18 protein-coding genes and 1 pseudogene are annotated in these 19008 nt (G+C 44.3%); 7 read left to right on the top strand and 12 right to left on the bottom strand.

Annotation, left to right across the window (positions count from 1 at the left end):
- Positions 1-11 precede the first annotated feature (11 nt).
- The 5 genes from H6F44_RS03910 to cpeB form a co-directional block, all read right to left on the bottom strand.
- Positions 12-1274, bottom strand: coding sequence for a Glu/Leu/Phe/Val family dehydrogenase (locus H6F44_RS03910; RefSeq protein ID WP_190349645.1), 1263 nt, complete (start codon positions 1272-1274; stop codon positions 12-14).
- 172 nt (positions 1275-1446) lie between these two features.
- A complete protein-coding gene (locus H6F44_RS03905; RefSeq protein ID WP_190349644.1) occupies positions 1447-4086 on the bottom strand; it encodes an adenylate/guanylate cyclase domain-containing protein in 2640 nt (879 codons plus the stop codon).
- Positions 4087-4236: 150 nt separating this feature from the next.
- Positions 4237-4473 (bottom strand): RNA-binding S4 domain-containing protein, encoded by a 237-nt coding sequence (locus H6F44_RS03900; RefSeq protein WP_190349643.1) that lies wholly within the window; start codon positions 4471-4473, stop codon positions 4237-4239.
- A 166-nt stretch (positions 4474-4639) separates the two neighbouring features.
- Entirely contained in the window at positions 4640-5134 is a 495-nt protein-coding gene (locus H6F44_RS03895) for a globin family protein (RefSeq protein WP_190349642.1), read from the bottom strand.
- A gap of 110 nt (positions 5135-5244) precedes the next feature.
- Positions 5245-5802 (bottom strand): C-phycoerythrin subunit beta, encoded by a 558-nt coding sequence (cpeB, locus tag H6F44_RS03890; RefSeq protein ID WP_190349641.1) that lies wholly within the window; start codon positions 5800-5802, stop codon positions 5245-5247.
- A gap of 286 nt (positions 5803-6088) precedes the next feature.
- Here cpeB and H6F44_RS03885 point away from each other — a divergent pair, with 286 nt between their 5' ends.
- Both H6F44_RS03885 and H6F44_RS03880 read left to right on the top strand, forming a co-directional pair.
- Positions 6089-7267, top strand: coding sequence for an ABC transporter ATP-binding protein (locus tag H6F44_RS03885; protein WP_190349640.1), 1179 nt, complete (start codon positions 6089-6091; stop codon positions 7265-7267).
- A 69-nt stretch (positions 7268-7336) separates the two neighbouring features.
- The gene (locus H6F44_RS03880) at positions 7337-8776 is read left to right on the top strand and encodes a cryptochrome/photolyase family protein (RefSeq protein WP_190349639.1); all 1440 of its coding nucleotides are present in this window, start codon (positions 7337-7339) and stop codon (positions 8774-8776) included.
- A 52-nt stretch (positions 8777-8828) separates the two neighbouring features.
- Here the strand turns inward: H6F44_RS03880 and H6F44_RS03875 are convergent, their stop codons facing one another.
- From H6F44_RS03875 to H6F44_RS03845, 7 genes are all read right to left on the bottom strand, one after another.
- Positions 8829-9353 (bottom strand): VOC family protein, encoded by a 525-nt coding sequence (locus H6F44_RS03875; protein ID WP_190349638.1) that lies wholly within the window; start codon positions 9351-9353, stop codon positions 8829-8831.
- Positions 9354-9418: 65 nt separating this feature from the next.
- Positions 9419-9763 (bottom strand): preprotein translocase subunit SecG, encoded by a 345-nt coding sequence (gene secG, locus H6F44_RS03870; protein WP_190349637.1) that lies wholly within the window; start codon positions 9761-9763, stop codon positions 9419-9421.
- 230 nt (positions 9764-9993) lie between these two features.
- Positions 9994-10707: a global nitrogen regulator NtcA gene (gene ntcA, locus H6F44_RS03865; RefSeq protein WP_199301974.1), complete on the bottom strand. Its 714-nt coding sequence runs from the start codon at positions 10705-10707 to the stop codon at positions 9994-9996.
- Between the two features lie 459 nt (positions 10708-11166).
- Positions 11167-12165, bottom strand: a complete 999-nt coding sequence (locus H6F44_RS03860) for a ribose-phosphate pyrophosphokinase (protein WP_190349636.1) — start codon at positions 12163-12165, stop codon at positions 11167-11169.
- A 105-nt stretch (positions 12166-12270) separates the two neighbouring features.
- Entirely contained in the window at positions 12271-13548 is a 1278-nt protein-coding gene (ftsZ, locus tag H6F44_RS03855; protein ID WP_190349635.1) for a cell division protein FtsZ, read from the bottom strand.
- A gap of 283 nt (positions 13549-13831) precedes the next feature.
- The gene (locus H6F44_RS03850) at positions 13832-14665 is read right to left on the bottom strand and encodes a cell division protein FtsQ/DivIB (RefSeq protein ID WP_190349634.1); all 834 of its coding nucleotides are present in this window, start codon (positions 14663-14665) and stop codon (positions 13832-13834) included.
- A gap of 36 nt (positions 14666-14701) precedes the next feature.
- On the bottom strand, positions 14702-14950 hold the full coding sequence (locus H6F44_RS03845; protein ID WP_190349633.1) for a hypothetical protein: 249 nt from the start codon (positions 14948-14950) through the stop codon (positions 14702-14704).
- 224 nt (positions 14951-15174) lie between these two features.
- Here H6F44_RS03845 and htpG point away from each other — a divergent pair, with 224 nt between their 5' ends.
- From htpG to H6F44_RS03820, 5 genes and pseudogenes are all read left to right on the top strand, one after another.
- Entirely contained in the window at positions 15175-17070 is a 1896-nt protein-coding gene (htpG, locus tag H6F44_RS03840) for a molecular chaperone HtpG (protein ID WP_190349699.1), read from the top strand.
- Between the two features lie 59 nt (positions 17071-17129).
- Positions 17130-17516, top strand: coding sequence for a Uma2 family endonuclease (locus H6F44_RS03835; RefSeq protein ID WP_322096160.1), 387 nt, complete (start codon positions 17130-17132; stop codon positions 17514-17516).
- 325 nt (positions 17517-17841) lie between these two features.
- A pseudogene (locus H6F44_RS23900) lies at positions 17842-17964 on the top strand (DUF3285 domain-containing protein); the annotation flags it as partial.
- Between the two features lie 16 nt (positions 17965-17980).
- Positions 17981-18478, top strand: coding sequence for an rRNA maturation RNase YbeY (gene ybeY / locus H6F44_RS03825; RefSeq protein ID WP_190349632.1), 498 nt, complete (start codon positions 17981-17983; stop codon positions 18476-18478).
- A gap of 24 nt (positions 18479-18502) precedes the next feature.
- A complete protein-coding gene (locus tag H6F44_RS03820) occupies positions 18503-19006 on the top strand; it encodes a diacylglycerol kinase (RefSeq protein WP_190349631.1) in 504 nt (167 codons plus the stop codon).
- The last annotated feature ends 2 nt before the right edge of the window (positions 19007-19008 follow it).

The raw sequence follows: 19008 nt of genomic DNA, 5'->3' as shown, positions 1-19008 counted from the left end.
GATAACTTTGTTTAACTTTTAGCTGAGATCGCCTCACTCAAACGGGTCAGCGCATGGACATAGGCGGCCGTTCGCATTGAAATTTGCTTTAGTTGGGCAATCTGCCAAATCTTCAAGGTTTCATTAACCATGCTCTGCTTGAGTCGCGCATTCACCTCTTCGAGCGTCCAATATAAACCACTACGGTTCTGCACCCATTCAAAATAGCTGACGGTAACGCCCCCTGCATTGATTAAGATATCGGGAAAAACCTGAATGCCTCTTCTTTCCAGAATAGCATCAGCGCTAGGGGTAACAGGTCCATTAGCAATTTCAAAAATGTATTTAGCGCGAATCTCAGTAGCATTATGTTCTGTAATTTGATTTTCGAGCGCCGCAGGAATGAGAATATCCACATCTAACTTCAACAAGTCTTGATTAGAAATAGTTTCATGTTCCACAATACTGCACACCGAATCTTGGCAATAGACCGCCTGAAAATTGCGTGTAGACTGTTTGTAACGAATGATGCTCGGTATGTCCAAGCCTTGTTTGGCATAGATACCGCCCCTAGAATCGCTCACTGCCACCACTCGATAGCCTGCCTTGCCCAAGGCATCGGCGATCGCAGTACCCACATTCCCAAATCCCTGCACAGCGACCGTGGTTTGGTGGCGATCCATGCCTAGCAATGGCATCAATGTCTCGATCGCAAAAAAAGCACCCATCCCCGTTGCCGACTCACGCCCAAGGCTACCACCCATTGCCAAAGGCTTACCCGTAATCGCAGCAGGACATAGCTTCCGTTGAATATTGCTATACTCATTAATCATCCAACCAATAATCGTGGCATTAGTCTGCACATCAGGTGCGGGGATATCGACATCAGCGCCAATAAAATCAGCGATCGCATTGATATAACCACGACTAAGACGCTCCAATTCAAATTTTGAAAGCTGCTTTGGGTCAACGGCGACCCCACCTTTTGCCCCACCAAATGGAAGACTAACCGCCGCACATTTAAAAGTCATCCAAAATGCTAAAGACTTTACCTCATCCATATTTACATCAGGATGGAATCTAATCCCACCTTTAGTGGGACCGCGCAGATCATTATAGCGAACGCGATAGCCTTGAAATACCTGCAAACTACCGTCATCCATCCGCACAGGAATAGATACCTGCAAGCTTGCCTTGGGAAACTTGAGACACTCGATCGCCTCCTCAGAAATATCCACATGGGCGATCGCATCCGCTAAACGTTTACTAGCTTGCTCAAATAAAGATTCAGACATCAAAACTCCCACGCTTCAAGGTTTATGCTTACTATCTATCAGTAGCTAGGCATCAGAAAACTAAAAAACGAGAAAGCCTTCCCGCATACTCCGTGGGCGAGACAACCTCTAATTTTAGTTTTGAATTATGGTGAGCTACTTATAAAATTATAGATGTTTTTAGAGCCTTCTGCTAAAGATGCTTTCCTGTTAGCCAATAGGTAATCATCTCTCCTTTTCCCTTGACATGAATTGAACCACGCTGCTCAAACAGATACTGATCCTTGAGAATTTGATAAGTCACATCTGTGACCTGAATACAATCAGGTAGACCATTGGATTCCATACGACTGGCAATATTCACTGTGTCACCCCAAAGGTCATAAATAAACTTCTTTTTGCCAATCACTCCCGCCACCGCCTGCCCTGTATGAATGCCAATCCTTAGTTGAAAGGTTTTGCCATCAGGACGCTTAAACCTATTGATGACTTTGAGCATTTCTAGGGCTATATTCGCGATCGCCTGAGCATGATCAGGGCGTGGTAAAGGCAGTCCGCCCACCACCATATAAGAGTCCCCAATAGTCTTAATTTTCTCTAATTCATATTGATCAACAAGGCGATCGAACTCTGAAAAAATGGCATTCAACATATCCACAAGATCAGCCGCAGATACTAAACTAGCAAACTCCGTAAAACTAACAATATCAGCAAAAAGAACGGAAACCTCATCAAAAGTATCGGCAATAATTTTGCTATTGCGGTGCAATTGCGAATTAGCGTTCCAAAGTTTATTGACTGAAGACTTTGCGTTGTAGATGGTAGATGATTTGAGGCGATCGGCGATCACCTTTGGTAAAACGTTGAGCAGGAGCCGCTCAGAACGGATTTGCTCAATGCGTAAACCTTCCTCAGCACGACGACGCTCCTGTGCCTCCATGCCCAAAGTTAATAAATCTGCCAAAGAACTCACAAAGCCAATTTCTTCAATTAGCCATAGGCGCTCAACCCCAGTATGTTCCAACATAAGCAGCCCCATCAAATCGCCTCTAATATCAAAGGATGAAACAACCACCGAAACAATGCCCATGGGACGAAAATAAATACGTTCAATCTCGGCTAGATAAGGCTCTTCCTGCAAATCCTCTACAACAAAGCCTTTTTTGTTTTGAAGTTCATTAAAAAAAACAGGCATATTTTCCGCATTCAACATTTCCGCTTCAGTGTGCAAATTTTCACTTCGCACATAAAGATCAAGACAATTGAGACTTGTTTTACTAGCATCAAATAGCCAAATGCTTACCCTCTCAACATCCAAAGTTTGGCTAGCTGACTCAGTAATATCTTGGACTGCCAACATAAAATCGCCAAGATTGAGAGACTTATTTTTGGTAATTTCAATTAATACCTGTTGCTGTTTACGCATTTGCTGTTCACGTCTAAGCAGCAGGAAATTATTACGTTGCAATGAGAGTTGTGAATCGGCTAATTCACTAGTTCGTTGTTGCACCCTTAATTCTAGTTCTGCGTTAGCTTTCTCTAAGCGGTTAAAGGATTCTGTCAACATTTCTGCCATGCGGTTAAAGGATTTTGATAAAACCTTGATTTCACTAGTACCTCTCACCATCACTCGTGAGTCAAGCTCTCCATTGGCGATCGCCTGAGAAGCGCCACTGAGGTTCAGCAAAGGTGAGGTAATTGAACGGGAAGTGATCATGCCAATCAAAATCGAAATCGCCAGAGCCGCAACACTAAATAAAATGGTAATACGGTTGCGATCATAGATGCGTTCCATAAAAGCAGATTCAGGCAAAATTACCACAATTAACCAATCTAAACCATCAGGATCACGCCAAGATTGAACTTGGATAAATTGTTTGCCAATGCTTAAATCAACCTCTAACTCCTCAGTACCAGTAATAGAATCAAAACTGCCAAATTGGCTAGTCAAATATCTAGCAATATCTTTAGAAATTTGGTCTCTGCTATTGAGAATATTTAAGCGCTGGGGCTTGCCATTAATAATGCTAAATGTGCGCTCACTGCTAGAAGTACCCACTACTAATCCAGAACGCTCAATAATAAAAATGCGTGCCGCAGGATCTGGATTGATTTTGCGGAGAAATTCATTGATCTGTGTGAGAATGTGATCGACACCCAAGACCCCAATTAACCTGCGATCAAGATCGTAAAGAGGATAACTATGGGAAATTGACAGAACATCAGGCTGATCCACCCATTGATAGATTCTTGTCCATGTTGGCTTACCAGCCTTAACTGCATCGGCATACCAAGCCTCCTGTCTGACATCTTCAGTGCCAACAACAACGTCTTCTAAGTTTTGACGATTACCCAACTCATCGGTTGAGAATACCGCCGTTTTATGCAAGCCTCTTGCTAGAGTCGTTTCATTAATCAGGAACTTGCCATCATCTTGACGTTCTACACCAACAAATTCCTGATTATCAAAGGCAAAATTAATATAGCCCACATTATAGAGTTTGATTTGCTTCCAAAACCAATGTCCAGTAATTGAAAGATCCTTTAAGTTCAAAATCCCTAACTCCACAGCATCAACGTTGAGTTGGTTAATTTCCTTGGGGGTCTGGAGATATTCACTGAGGCGATCGCTAACGTGATCGCTAATTTCGCTGCTAAGACGATTTGCCAAATCGCCAACTGCCTGCTGCCCATTGCGAAAAGATATGCCCCCCACAACCGCCACAGCAACACAAATTTGCACCACAAATGGAACAACAAGTACTACTCTTAAAGGTAAATTTTTAAGCCGCCATTGCAAAGATAATTGTAGGGATTTAACTGGGTTAACCATGAAATTAGCTTACCCCAATTGCTTAATAAATTTAACTGATTGTTAACAGCAAAGCATTTCCGATGGATACAGGCAATTAGCCTAATTGCTGAATAAGGAAGATTTTGAAAGCTCTGCTTGGCAACATTTTCAAAATTATTGCTTTCAAAACTATGATTGGGGTGCTGGCAAGGGGCTGGAGATAACCGCGATCGCAAAATCATCCCCGCTTATGATTTGACCTGCACGAATTTTGCAAGCTTTACGCAATTCGACCTGACCATCGACCTTAATCCATCCATCAGCAATCATTAATTTAGCAATTCCCCCCGTGTCTGTAATGCCGCAAACCTTAAGCAGATTGCAGAGAGTAATGTATTCGCCATCTAATTCAAAGGTTTGTTGCATGGTATTTAGTCTTGTACTACATAGTTTTTCTAGCATAAAAAAAGAAGAAATAAACCTATAAGGCTTATCTCTTCTTTTTTAGAAATATAGGCAAAGCCTATATTTCAGACTATTTAAAGGCTTGCCGAATCACCAAAGAGCTTAGCTTTTTGGCGATTTGATGCAATTAGGACAAGGAGTTGATTGCGTAGTCGAGCAATGCGTTGTACTCGGTCAAAGCTTGAGGAGACAAGTCACGAGGAGAGCAACCACGGTTACGAGCATAGCTCAATGCTTCAACATAAGGAGCAGTGGGCAAGCCCAAAGCACGATATACTTCGCGTTGACCTGCAATGCCCCATTCATCCAAAGGACCAGTACCGCCAACAACGAGGCTGTATTGGATCAAGCGCATATAGTGCTTGATGTCACGAGCGCACTTTGCCTTGAAGGTGTCATTGGAGTTGGCTTGACCAGCTTCGTTGAGGTAAGGATACTTCTTGATAGCAGCGTCATAAGCTTCCTTAGCAACTGCATCAATGTTGTTAGCGAGCTTTTCAGCAGCTTCTAAACGAGCAGCAGCACGTTGGATTGAACCCTGTACAGATTCTAGGTCAGAGGTGGTAGGAAAACGACCTGCGGCATCAGCAGCAGCGATTACTGTGGTAACTACGGATTTCATTTGTTAAATCTCCAAACTGGATTCTTTTTTATATGGTTATCTTTGGGTTGGTGTCTGGAAGCGACTAGCAAAAGATAAATTGCTCAATAATTTGCTAGCTGTAGCTAAAACTAGCTAAGGGCTGCAATAACGCGGTCAAAGTATCCAGCAGCTTCAGCAGCGATGCTGGCGCAACGATCTTCTACCAGAATCATTTCGTTCTTGCGATACTTAGATCCTGCTCTTGCTTCGGTGTTAGTGCCTTGGATGTGGGCAACAGCGATCGCCTTGAGGATTTGTACTGCGCGGATGGTGGAAGTTGTAGGGACTCCAAGGGCGGAGTAGGTTTCTTTGAGGCCGTTCAAAGCGCGATCATCTAATACGGAAGAATCACCAGCCAACAAAGCGTAGGTAACGTAGCGAAGAATGATTTCGGTGTCACGCAAGCAAGCAGCAAAGCGACGGTTAGGGTATAGGTTGCCACCAGCTTGAATCAAGCCTTGGTTTTCGCAAACGATACCTGCGATGGCATCAGAAACTGCACAGCTAGCATTGCTGGCGATCGCGTTTACTGCGTCTAGACGACGGTTGCCACTGGCTACGAATGCCTTAAGTGCATTGATATCACTTACAACAGAGGTACTTGCATCAGCCGTAACAACAGCTCTAGAAAAAGCGTCAAGTGTCATTTCGCTCTCCTTAAAAATTGGTTATTTTATAAAAACATTTAGGTGCTTGATATGTGTTTGTGTAACATTCAAGACATATAGAACATAAAAGATCGTGGCTTGATGCGTCTCATCTCCATAAAACTAAGTAACAATCCTTAACATGAACGAGATCATCCCTCAAAAACCCCTTCAAAATACATCCCAAAACATTTTTGATTGTCAAATATTTCTGGGTTTTAGTCAGCACCAAGCGCTGTAGCGTAAGATTGTGGTGCATGATTTTTAGTTTTGAGTGGGTTTGGCGATGGCTCCAGTGCGATTGTGTGGTGTGACGAAAATATTTGGCAGTAATTCTGGCGCTCAGGGCAATCACCATGCTGTACTTGCAAATATTGATCTAGAGGTGCGCGATCGCGAGTTTATGGTGTTGGTGGGACCTTCTGGTTGTGGCAAAAGTACGCTTTTACGCATGATTGCAGGGCTAGAGGTGGTTACTGAAGGTGCAATTTATTTGGGCGATCGCCAAATTAATCATTTGCCGCCCAAGGTGAGGGATATCGCGATGGTGTTTCAAAGCTATGCCCTTTACCCGCATATGACGGTTTATAACAATATTGCCTTTGGGCTAAGGCGGCAGCGATCGCCTCAAAATGGCAATAGTTTTCTTGGCTGGTTGCCTAAGTCTCAAAAACAGCGCCAAGAAATTGATCTGAGGGTGCGACAGGTGGCGGAGTCATTGCAAATCGCCCACTTACTCGATCGCAAGCCCAAGGAACTCTCAGGCGGACAAAAACAACGGGTGGCGCTAGGGCGGGCGATCGCCCGTAATCCGCAAGTATTTCTAATGGATGAGCCACTATCAAATCTTGATGCTCAGTTACGCAGTGATACGCGATCGCAAATTGTGCAGTTACAAAAGCAATTGCAGGTGACGACCATCTATGTCACCCATGACCAAGTGGAAGCGATGACTATGGGCGATCGCATTACCGTTCTCCATCAAGGACAAATCCAGCAGGTGGATACGCCCCTCAATATTTATCGCAATCCTGCTAATCAGTTTGTGGCGGGGTTTATGGGTGCGCCGCCGATGAACTTTTTGCCGATGCAAATTGATGGCGATGGTAATTTGCAGGGTTCTCATCTTTTGCAAGCGATCGCGACTTTACCTAGCCAATTTCGTGAGGCGGTAGGCATTAATCGTTCCATTATTCTCGGCTTCCGTGCCGAAGATTTGCAACCAACAAATGCAGAGAATGCTAATTTTGAGGCAGCGATCGAACTGGTGGAGGCACTCGGTTCTGAAACCATTGTTCTATTAAAGTTAGCATCGGCGGCGGTACAAGCGCGGGTATCTGCGGATATAGGGCTAGAAAAAAATTGGCAAATCGGCGATCGCACCTTTTGGCGTTTAGATCTGCATCGTCTCTACGCCTTTGATGTAGATTCAGGAATAACTTTGTATTCGCCCTATTCTTGTTGATTATCATAGGTATAGTCAGCGCTTTGCATCACCTATCCCTGTCATTAAAAAATATTAAATCTAATTCCTATGTCCATCAATAATTCTCAAAATGAGATCGCTCTAGTTTGGCATCGGCGTGATTTACGCATAGATGATAATCCTGCACTGCATGAGGCGATCGCAGAGGTGGGCGATCACGGTCGTGTGGTTGGGTTATTTATCTTCGATCCTGATATTCTCGATGATGGTGTGACGGAGGGAAGTAAGGTTGATTTTATGTTGGGATGTTTGCGGGAGTTGCAAGCCAACTATCGCCGCTTAGGTAGCGATTTGCTATTTATGTATGGTCAGCCCGTTAGTTCCATTTGCGAATTAGCGAAATCAATTAATGCCACCCATGTATTTTTTAATCAGGATGTAGAACCCTTTGCCATCAAGCGCGATCGCGATGCTAAGGAAGCTTTACAGACATTGGGAATTAAAGTCCAGAGTTTTATTGATATTGGTTTAATCGCTCCCGACGCGATCGCCACCCAAGCAGGGGAACCTTACAAAGTCTATACTCCATTTTGGCGCAATTGGCAGAGCAAGCCCAAATCTACGCCCCTAGATGCGCCTAAGCAGATTAAAGGATTAGATCACCATGAAAATCTACCTACTATTCCTTTGCCAAGTTTACGGGAATTAAAATTTATTAATGACATCACCTTACCCAAATTTGGCGAAGCGGCGGCTTTAGAGCTATTAACCAAGTTTTGCGATAGTAATAACATTCTGCGCTATCAAACAGAACGGGACTTGCCTGCCCATGTCGGCACTTCAGGACTAAGCCCTCATTTGCGGTTCGGCACGGTGGGCATTAGGCGGGTATGGGCAGCAGCGATCGCCTCAGAGCAGTTAATCCGCAGTGAAGAGGATCAGCAAGGCGTGACCACATGGAAACAGGAACTAGCATGGCGTGAGTTCTATCAGCACGTTCTCTTTTACTTTCCCGAATTGGCAACAGGAGCATACCGCCCCCAGATGCAAAACTTTCCTTGGGAGGAGGATGAAGAGAAGTTTGAAGCATGGTGTGAGGGGCGCACAGGCTATCCCATTGTTGATGCGGCGATGCGTCAGCTTAATCAAACAGGTTGGATGCACAATCGCTGTCGTATGATTGTGGCGAGTTTTTTGACCAAGGATTTGCTGATCAATTGGCAATGGGGAGAGCGCTATTTTATGCAGAAATTGCTGGATGGTGACTTAGCAGCAAACAATGGCGGCTGGCAATGGAGCGCTTCTAGTGGCATGGACCCCAAACCCTTAAGAATTTTTAATCCTGCGTCACAGGCAAGGAAATACGATCCCGAAGGTGAATATATTCTGCAATGGCTGCCCGAACTCAGGGGCTTAACCACGGCAGAACTATTGAGCGGCAATATCCCACCGCACCAATGCGATCGCCGTCAATATGCGCGTCCTATCGTCGATCACAATACGCAGCAACAAAAGTTTAAGCGCCTCTATCAAGAATGCAAGTCCTAGAAACACAGCAAATCTAAGAATATGCAAAACCAATGCATCAATCCTAGTATTTTCAACTAATTACTTCCGCAATTTCAATCACTTGACCATCGGGATCACGCACTAAAAAATTCAGAGGTTTTTCATTACGAATTTTGTGCTTGATTCCTTTGATTTGAATTTGCAATAAAACTTGTTCCACACAATCACGATTAAAGCAAATATGTCGCCCTCGATTCTGCTCAATCACATTTGCCCCTGGCACAATATGCAACTGTACATTTTTCTTTAATTGATACCAAGCTCCCTCCATATCCGCCGAATACTGTTCTGATGAACGATTGCGGCGCATATCCACAGGTACATATATCGGATCGGCAGGAGCCGCCATACCGTACTCATAGCCATAGTAATAGTGCAGAGGCACATCAGCGATCGGCAACTTTAACTGACCCTCATAGAAATATCTGGCTTGATCAAGATCAGACACCATAATTGTATGCACCTTAGGAGCGCTCGTGAGGAACATCCACATCGCAACGGCATAGGCTCCTAAGAGCATTACCATGATTCCCTGTGTAGAAAAAATTGACTCCATGAGACAACAGTTATAACGTTTTCAGTGATCTTAATTTGTGAGCAATAAATGAGTAAAATATATGATTAAGGGGCTTCTGGTGTTACCGTTGGGGCTGTCGGTGAAGGCAAATCAAGAGGGATTGGGGCAGCATTAGGCGTGGATGGAGTCGCAGGCACAACCTGTGCAGGGCTAGTAACCACAGGAGCAGCAAACCAGCCACCACTAAGCACAATGGTCAAGCCCAAAAACAGCACGGTCAGAAACCAAGTGACTCTATTTAGAGCAGTTTCAGCACTTTTTGTACTCGAAAAAAGCTGAGCCTGACCGCTAAAACCACCTAAACCATCGCTTTTGGGACTATGCAACAGGATCAATACCACTAAGCAAGCTGCTACTACTGACCAAACTATTTTTAAAGTGCCGTACATTGGAAGTTATCTTTATTTAATATGAGATTTATCTGGATATTATTTAGGTTCTGCCCAAAATGCTTACTTACACTTTAGGAATCACATCAATATATTAACGCATCACCAACTTAAAGCGCTAGTTCGTGTCAGTCAGTGTCAACCCTAGCTCCCATAAACAAACTTGCAAGCTGTCCAAACACTAACTATGACAATTGCAGCGATCGCCAAGCTATATAAAGTTAATCTCACTAAGCGAACTGCTGCCCCAACTCAATAGGATTATGGACAGTGATCCGCTTTTTAGAAATAGCAATCATTTTTTGTTTGCGGAGGTCTCCTAATAGCCGCGTCACAGTGACCCGCGTTGAGCCAATCGCTTCGGCGATCGCCTGATGGGACAGCTTGAGGTCGATTGTTACACCTTCACTAGAGGGCGTACCAAAGTCACGGCAGAGAATTAACAAAAAGCTAACCAGTCGCGATCCCATATCACGGTGTGCCAAAGTCTCGATCATCATTTCCGTTTGCAAAATTCGTGACGACAGACCACGCAATAGCACCATTGGTAAATCAGGATCATCTTTGAGCGCTTTTTCTACCTGATCAATGGGAGCAGATAGTAGCTCCACGGGTGTAAAAGCAACAGCATGATAAAAGCGATCGGAGCGATTGCCTGTAATCAAAGACAAAACACCAAACACACTATTCTCACGCAAAAGAGAGACGGTGATTTCCTCTCCTGCTTCATAAACCCTTGACAGCTTAACTGCTCCTTTTACCAAAAAATAAAAACGTTCCGCAGGATCACCTGGGAAAAAAATCGTCTTACCGCGTTCAAACGTTTCCGTCATGGGGGGGAACATTCCCCCATTCATTTCGCGAAAGACATCAACAAGAGCGCGTTCTACCAACCCTGTAAACCCTCTTTGACCAAAAAATAAAAAACAAACGATAATACCCATAGTGAGATTCACTGTAGGCGAGTGAGGCAGTATTCATCACAACCCTGATGCGAATGATGGCAGTTCACGTTAGTGTGATCACACTAACGCGAGAAGTCCAACATCAAATCTAATAAGTGTCTTGAGTCCACAAAGTAGCTTAGCTATTTTGTGGATTAGTATCAAGACTGAGTATGATCCGCAGGAAATACTGGCTATGTGGGTAGTACTTTTCTAAGCTAATAATTCAACTAGCTTCTTAGAAAGTATGCCAGCACACAATCAGTTCTCATTGCTCATGTTAACTTTCATTTTAGTTCGGACTAGCAATACTCTGTGAATGAGTAATACTAGGAGTCTTCTTTAGTGCCAACCTATGAAGATTAATGAAAGTTAATATCACTATTCTCACTTAAACTTACTATATCTACAGGATTTGTATCTTAGTATACATTATCTGAACAAAAAAATGATTTTGGATCATCTAAACATACTGCTCACTGAGGTGTCTTCGTGAACACGCCAGATTGTCTCGCCCATAAGATCAGCCACAGAAAGAACCCTAAGCTGGGGGAAGTAGTTTTCTTGTCTAACGGGGGTGGAGTTGGTGACAATTACCTCCTCGAAGACTCCACTGGAAAGGCGCTCGGCGGCAGGGGGCGAAAAAATCGCATGGGTAGCACAAGCATATACTTGTCTAGCGCCTTCCTTGCGTAACAGTTTAGCCGCTTCATAGATTGTACCTGCGGTGTCGATCATGTCGTCTACTAAAACAGCAGTTTTACCTGACACATCACCAATCACATTCATTACCTCTGCCACATTATGCGCTTGTCGCCGCTTATCGATGATGGCAAGTGGGGCATCATCGAGTTTTTTGGCGAAAGCACGAGCGCGGGCAACGCCGCCGACATCAGGGGAAACTACCACTAGATCGGGTAGTTTTTTGTCATTGAGATAATCTAGTAAAACTGGTGCGCCATATACATGGTCGCAGGGAATATCAAAGTAACCTTGAATTTGGGCTGAGTGCAAGTCCATAGCGATAACTCGGTTTGCGCCCGACTGAACGATTAGGTTAGCGACCAACTTGGCTGTGATAGATTCGCGACCTGCGGTTTTGCGATCAGCTCTTGCATAACCATAGTAGGGCATGACCGCCGTAATCTGCCTTGCCGAGGCACGGCGACAGGCATCAATCATGATTAACAATTCTGTTAAATGATCGTTAACGGGGCGGCAAGTGGGCTGGATTAGGTAAACGTCGCAACCGCGAATCGATTCTTGTACTTGCACATAAACTTCACCATCGGCGAAATTTTTTCTTACCATTGGCCCAAGCTCGATCCCTAAATATCGGGAAATTTCTTGGGCTAGGGGTAGGTTGGCTGAACCAGCAAATAACCTCAAGCGATCGTCACCGCTACCAAGAGATGGTAGTTTATGAAGAGCAGGTCTAGTAGTCGTTAAGTTTGTCACGGCATTTTATCAACAATTAACATAGCTATAATTCCCATTGTCATCCTTAATTAGTTATTCAGTGCATCTAAATTACGGACAAACGGACAAATTGTCGTGGCTATTCTATTTAGGAGGGCGACGGCGCTGTAAAAAGTCGGGAATATCTAGCCCTGGCTTGCTAAACTTGTTTTCAGGTGGGGTGATCGGTGGTGGTGATGTTACAGATGGGCGTGGAGTGGCTATGGTTGATTGGGCTTTTTTCGTAATTTGCGGGGGGATCGCTGGATGGGTTTTTGGGGAGAAGCCTGTGGCGATTACGGTAATCCGAATCTCGCCATCCATCTTAGGATCAATGACTGCCCCAAAGATAATGTTGGCGTTTTGATCAACTACTTCATAGATTGTCTCGGCAGCCGCATTAACCTCGTGGAGGGTCATGTCCTCGCCGCCAGTAATATTGAATACTACACCGTTGGCTCCATCAACAGAGGTCTCAAGCAATGGCGATGATATGGCGGTCATTGCAGCTTCTCGGGCTCTAGATTTGCCTGAACCAACACCGATGCCCATCATTGCGGAGCCTGCGTCTGCCATGATGGCGCGGATGTCGGCAAAGTCGACGTTAACTAATCCTGGGATCATAATAATGTCAGAGATACCTTGGACACCTTGCCGCAGGATGTCATCGGCTACTCGAAATGCTTCTTGGACGGGGGTCTGCTCGGAGATGACGGAAAGTAATTTGTCGTTGGGGATCACGATTAGTGTGTCAACACGACTTTGTAAGCCTGCGATGCCTTCCTCGGCTTGCTGTCCACGTCGTCGCCCTTCAAAGGTAAAGGGACGGGTAACGATGCCAACGGTCAGTGCGCCTGCTTCTTTGGCAACTTCGGCGATGATTGGGGCGGCTCCTGTGCCTGTGCCGCCACCCATGCCTGCGGTGATGAAGACTAAATCTGCACCTTCTACGGCTTGGGCTATGTCATCCCGTGACTCTTCGGCTGCTTTCTGTCCGATCGCGGGGTTGCCGCCAGCACCTAGGCCTTTGGTCAGCTTTTGCCCCATTTGAAAGCGTTTGGAGGCTGATGACTGAAGCAATGCTTGGGCATCGGTATTAAATGACCAAAACTCAACACCAGTAACTTCACTTGCGATCATGCGATTTACAGCATTGCCGCCGCCGCCGCCAACACCAATTACTTTGATTTTTGCAACACTGCCCAACATGATATTTTCCGCTTTTGTGTCAACGCCTAACTGATGTTTCATAAGATTGAGAGAGTGACTGAGTTGCAGTCTAGAGTTATTTGAAAACTCAGAAAGTTCGTCCATTTGTACGTCTAATTCTCCGTTGTCAGAACTGTTTGAGTCCAAATTTGACCAGTTGTTTTGAGATGTCATTTATCGCGCTTTCGTAAATAAAATCGTTGTACTGATGCTTCCCTAGATGTCTCTGCCGTTAGACTCTTTGTGAGTCATGGTTTTGCCGTGGTTTGATAGATATTGAATTTGTGTTTACAAATTTAAACCTACCAGAAAAAGATAATAATAGCCTTAAAAATACAATTTAGACAGAAATTGACATTTTAAAATTACTTTTCTTGGAGTGACTTTTTGTGAGGCTTAAGCTAGATATTGGCTGAATGAGGCTTGGCGGCTAAATTATCAGTATTTTTAACCAAGTTTATGGTTGGTTTGGGGTTGCTTGTTGATTAGTTGGATTGGATTTATTGTTTTGGGTTAGTTTCATCTCTAGTACTGGAGCGCTAGGTTGGGTGAGATCGATGTGAAGTAGGTTTTGGGAGTTTAGCTTGTCTGGCAAAGTTCTCATGCGATCTAGGGTTTCTAACTGGGTGGTAAATAGGGCTGGCTGATATGTACCAAAATATACAAGACCTAGCTCGGTACTAAGGATGAGGTTAGATTGATCGCGGGCATCGACTTGATTGATCTTGACTTGGCTTTGGCTAATCTGCCGATAAAGGGTTGACCAGTTGGCGATGGGGCGATCGCTAGGTTCTAGGACAACTAGCTTCGGTTTTGTGATGCTAGTGGGGTAGGCTTTGACGGGTATCCAGATGCCCTCAGCGTCTAGGAATCCAGTTTGTCCTTTGCGGGTTGAGTTGGCGATCGGCAGGCGCTCACGCACTTGGATCGTCAGTTTGGATGGAAAAATCGTGCGGGACACCACTACTCCAAATACGGGTGCGGAGTTCTCTAGTTGAGTGGCGATCGCTTGGGGTTGAATCTGAAAAATAGATTGAGGGTATTTAATTGGTAAGGCTTTTTTGATGACGTTGGATGAGAGGAGACTATTGCCTTCAATTTCAATCTGGGCAGGACTGCGTAGTTGCCATTCTGGTAACATAGCCACCCACAGCAGCCCTCCAGTCATCCCTGTGATGAAGGTTAGTTGCCAGATTCGTTGCCAGATCCGAATGCGGCGCTGCTTGCGTAATTGTTTGCGACGAGCCACATAGTCTGCCTCTCCAGGGGCGATCAAAACTTCAACGGTCATCTTTGTTCCTAATTTTTTGCTGCCTAAGTCATGGTGCTAGGAGTCAGATGATGGGCTACTAGCAAACTGGCGCTCTAGCATCGCGATTATTTCCGCCCTATGCGTGGAAATGGCAAGGGGATCATTGGCAGTGGGGCGTAAAAACATCACTGGCTCAGGACGCTGATATTTTTTTTGGGCTTGCGCTCTGCTCATCAAAGACTGAATAGCTTTGACAAAAAATATACCTGTACTTGCTACTAAAAGTACAGATATTGATATGTAGATAATTGCGGCGATTACCATATCTGTAATGTTTTACTCAGAAATTATTGATATCCACAATAAGTTAGGCAATCAGGTTTTTCAACTGAAGTTACAAAAATGTATAGATTTGCTTTGCAAAGCTTCATAATCTGTGCGTGAGGTACGGAGAACGCGACAAGGTGAGCGATGAGTTCAAGGGTATGGTTCGCTATAATCAGGCGTGAAATACGCAGTAATTAATATATTCAGGAGCTTTGCAAGCTATGCACGAGCAGGGAACGATTAGTATTCATACCGATAATATATTCCCCATCATTAAAAAGGCTTTGTATTCAGAGCGAGATATTTTTTTGCGGGAGTTGGTTTCTAATGCGGTGGATGCAATCAGCAAGCTGAAAATGGTTTCCTATGCTGGGGAAACAAGTCACACCGTTGAGCCTGAAATTACGGTCACGATTGATAAGGATAAGAAGACGTTGGCGATCGCCGATACGGGGATCGGCATGACGGCGGAGGAGATCAAAAAATATATTAATCAGGTTGCTTTTTCCAGCGCCCAAGAGTTTGCCACGAAGTATGCCAATAGTGGCTCTGGGGATCAACAGATTATTGGCAATTTTGGTTTAGGTTTTTACTCATCATTTATGGTGGCGAGCAATGTGACCATTGACTCCCGTTCTTACAAAGAAGGCGCAGAAGCAATCCATTGGTCTTGCGATGGCTCAACGACCTTTACCCTAGATGATGGCGATCGCGAGGCGGTGGGGACAACGATCACCCTGCAATTACAGGAAGATGCCGAAGAATATCTCAATGAGTTTGAGATTAAGCGGATGATCCGCAATTATTGTGACTTTATGCCCTATCCCATCAAAATGGGCGATGAGGTGATCAATAAGCAAACGGCTCTCTGGGACAAGTCGCCTAAATCGGTGACTAATGATGAATATTTAGAGTTTTATCGTTATCTCTATCCCTATCAGGACGATCCCCTATTCTGGATTCATCTCAATACCGACTATCCCTTTGTGATCAAGGGTATTCTCTATTTTCCGAAGATGAAGGCGGATATCGATCCTAACCGTGGACAGATCAAGCTGTTCTGTAATCATGTGTTTGTGAGTGACAACTGCGATGATGTAATCCCCAAATTTTTGATGCCATTGCGTGGGGCGATCGATAGTACGGATATTCCGCTTAATGTGTCCCGTAGCTTTTTGCAGGGTGATCCCAAGGTTCGTAAGATTCAGGACTTCATTGCTAAAAAGGTGGGCGATCGCCTGACCGCTTTGTACAATGATTCCCGTGAAGAATATCTGAAGTGTTGGCAAGATATCAGCATCTTCATGAAGTTTGGGGCGATGAATAGTGATAAGTTCTATCAACAAATCAAGGAGATCTTGGTGTACCCCTCCACTAGTAGCGCCGATGAGGTCAAGAGCGATAGTGGCAACTACACCACGCTCCAAGCTTATCTAGAGCGCAATAAAGAGAAGCATGAAAATCAAGTTTTCTATACTTCTGATCCGATCGCTCAAGGTACTTACGTAGAGCTGCATAAAAATCAAGGTTTAGAGGTGCTGACCTTTGACTCCTTCATTGATAGCCATTTCATCAATTTTTTGGAGCGTGAATTTAAGGATATTAAGTTTGCGCGGGTGGATGCGGAAATTGATGATCGCTTGGTGGATAAGGATTCCAATACGGAAATCGTCGATCCTAAGACCAATAAAACTAAGAGTGATCGCCTGCAAGAAATTTTCCGTGAGGCGCTGAATAAGCCTAAGCTCACGATCCGCACAGAGGCGATCAAGTCTGAGGATGCGGCATCTGCACCACCTGCGATTATTCTATTGCCAGAGTTTGCCAGACGGATGCAGGAGATGACTGCTTTGATGCAGCAGGGAACCGCTAGCTTCCCTGAAGATCATGTGTTGTTGGTGAATACGGCGCATCCTTTAATGGAAAAGCTAATTTCCCTTGACGATAGCCAGATTGTGGTTAATGGCAAGTCGACATCGGCGGATTTGGCAAATATGATTTGCGCCCATGTCTATGATTTGGCATTGATGGCACAAAAGAGCTTTGACGCTGATAGCATGAAGGGCTTTTTGCAAAGGTCTAACCAGTTATTAACTAGATTAACTAGCAATATTTAGGTTTAAAAAGGGCGCAATCGCGTCCTTTTTGCTTTTAGTTGCTTTTAGTTTATCGCAAAGTGGGAATAAGGGAATGCCAGCCTGATATTTCTTATTATGTAGGCGATCGCACTCAGAATGCACCTCAAAGTATTGCCATTGTTGATCTTGACGAGAGTTTACCCACTGATATCGTGATTGAGATTGCCGATACCTCATTAGGCTATGACCTCGGCGCAAAGCGCTTGCTATATGAAGAAGTGCGCGTTGGTGAATATTGGGTAATCGATGTCCAGAACATGAAAATTACTGCATTCCGCATTTTGCAGGGTTTAGGAAGCGAAAGGATTACAGAATCCTCAGTATTAGGAGGTCTACGATTGAGTTTATTAGAGGAAGCTTTGCAACGTAGCCGTGAAATAGATAATTCCCAAATTGGTTCTTGGTTTATGGAACAGTTAGGTTGAAGTGATCGGTTTTCCCTAATTGCTTTTAATTTGTTTCTCCTAATTGCTAGGGAATGCGATCAAGTGGAAACAGTACCACGTTACCAAAGTTGATGGGGTCTCCTTGCCACCTAATAGTTGTATTACATTGAGGTCGCACCCTTTGTATATTAAAATCATGAATAATCAACAACAAAACAATTTGCCAGTAAATCCTATGAATGAAAAAGACGAGAAAGATGGTGTGAAGTCAGTACCTTTTCAGGTTAGTGCAACTGAGGGCAAGGTTAATTATTCGCAATCTAGTTACCAATATCCCCATGCCACCGTCAAAACTGAGCAAGGGAGTTTCGTAAAAATTGCTATGCGTAACATGGTCAAGAAGGGGGGCAAGTCTCTATTTCACTTTTTCTTAACTGTTTTTGGTGTATTTGGTACTTTGGTGGGTTTAGCGATCGCTTTTCATTAGTCGTTAGCAAGATACTATGAATATTGAAATATATTGCGATATCCAAGCGGCGATCTCTGATGTCCATCCCATATCTAGCGATCAATGGCAAGAATGGTTTGCAAAATGGGCATCATATTTACAAGCTGAAGGTGAAATCAGCAATGATGACTATGAGCTATCTCTTACGATTACCGATGACACAACCATTCAGCAGCTAAACCAACAATATCGACAAATTGATCGTCCTACGGATGTGCTGTCTTTTGCAACGCTGGAGGCAGCAATGCCCGAATTGCCTGAAGGTATGTTTGACTACGTAGAGCCAATATGCTTAGGTGATATCATCATTTCGCAGACGACAGCACTCCGCCAAGCTCAAGAACGACAGCATTCGCTTACCTATGAAATATGCTGGTTGGCGGCGCATGGTTTGTTACATTTAATTGGGTGGGATCACCCTGACGATCAAAGTTTAGAAGCGATGCTTACTCAACAAGATCATCTGCTAAAGCTTATTGATGTTTCACTTTAGTCGAATCTATTCGGAATTAAATCCATGAATAACGATTTATCGCTATCAAGAGCGTTACCCCGACTGTTTTCTATTCAGGTGCCTTCACTGTCCGAGCCAATGCCAGAGACTAATCATTTTCGAGAGCCAGATCATCCTCATCAGCGTAGTGACTCTTTTCAAGTTGCCTCTAACCTACTGCTCAGTTTTAAATATGCGGGACAGGGGATAATTTATGCCTTTCGTACTCAAAGAAATTTTCGGATTCATCTAATGATCGGCGCGATCGCTTTGGGGCTGAGTGTCTATTTGCAAATATCAGCGATCGCCTGTGCTGTAATTAGCCTCACTATCTCTTTCGTGCTGGTGCTAGAACTGCTCAACACTGCCCTAGAAGCGGTGGTCGATCTCACGGTGGGACGCGAGTTTCATCAATTAGCCAAAATTGCCAAAGACTGTGCGGCTGGGGCAGTGTTAATCGCCGCAATCACCGCTTTGGTGGTAGCGAGTGTATTGCTGATACCGCATATTATAATCTTGGTCTTCTAACT

It is taken from the genome of Pseudanabaena cinerea FACHB-1277, assembly GCF_014696345.1.
GTDB classification, from domain to species: Bacteria; Cyanobacteriota; Cyanobacteriia; order Pseudanabaenales; family Pseudanabaenaceae; genus Pseudanabaena; species Pseudanabaena cinerea.
Note: the sequence above shows the minus strand (reverse complement) of the source record. Positions and strands in the feature narration are given on the sequence as shown.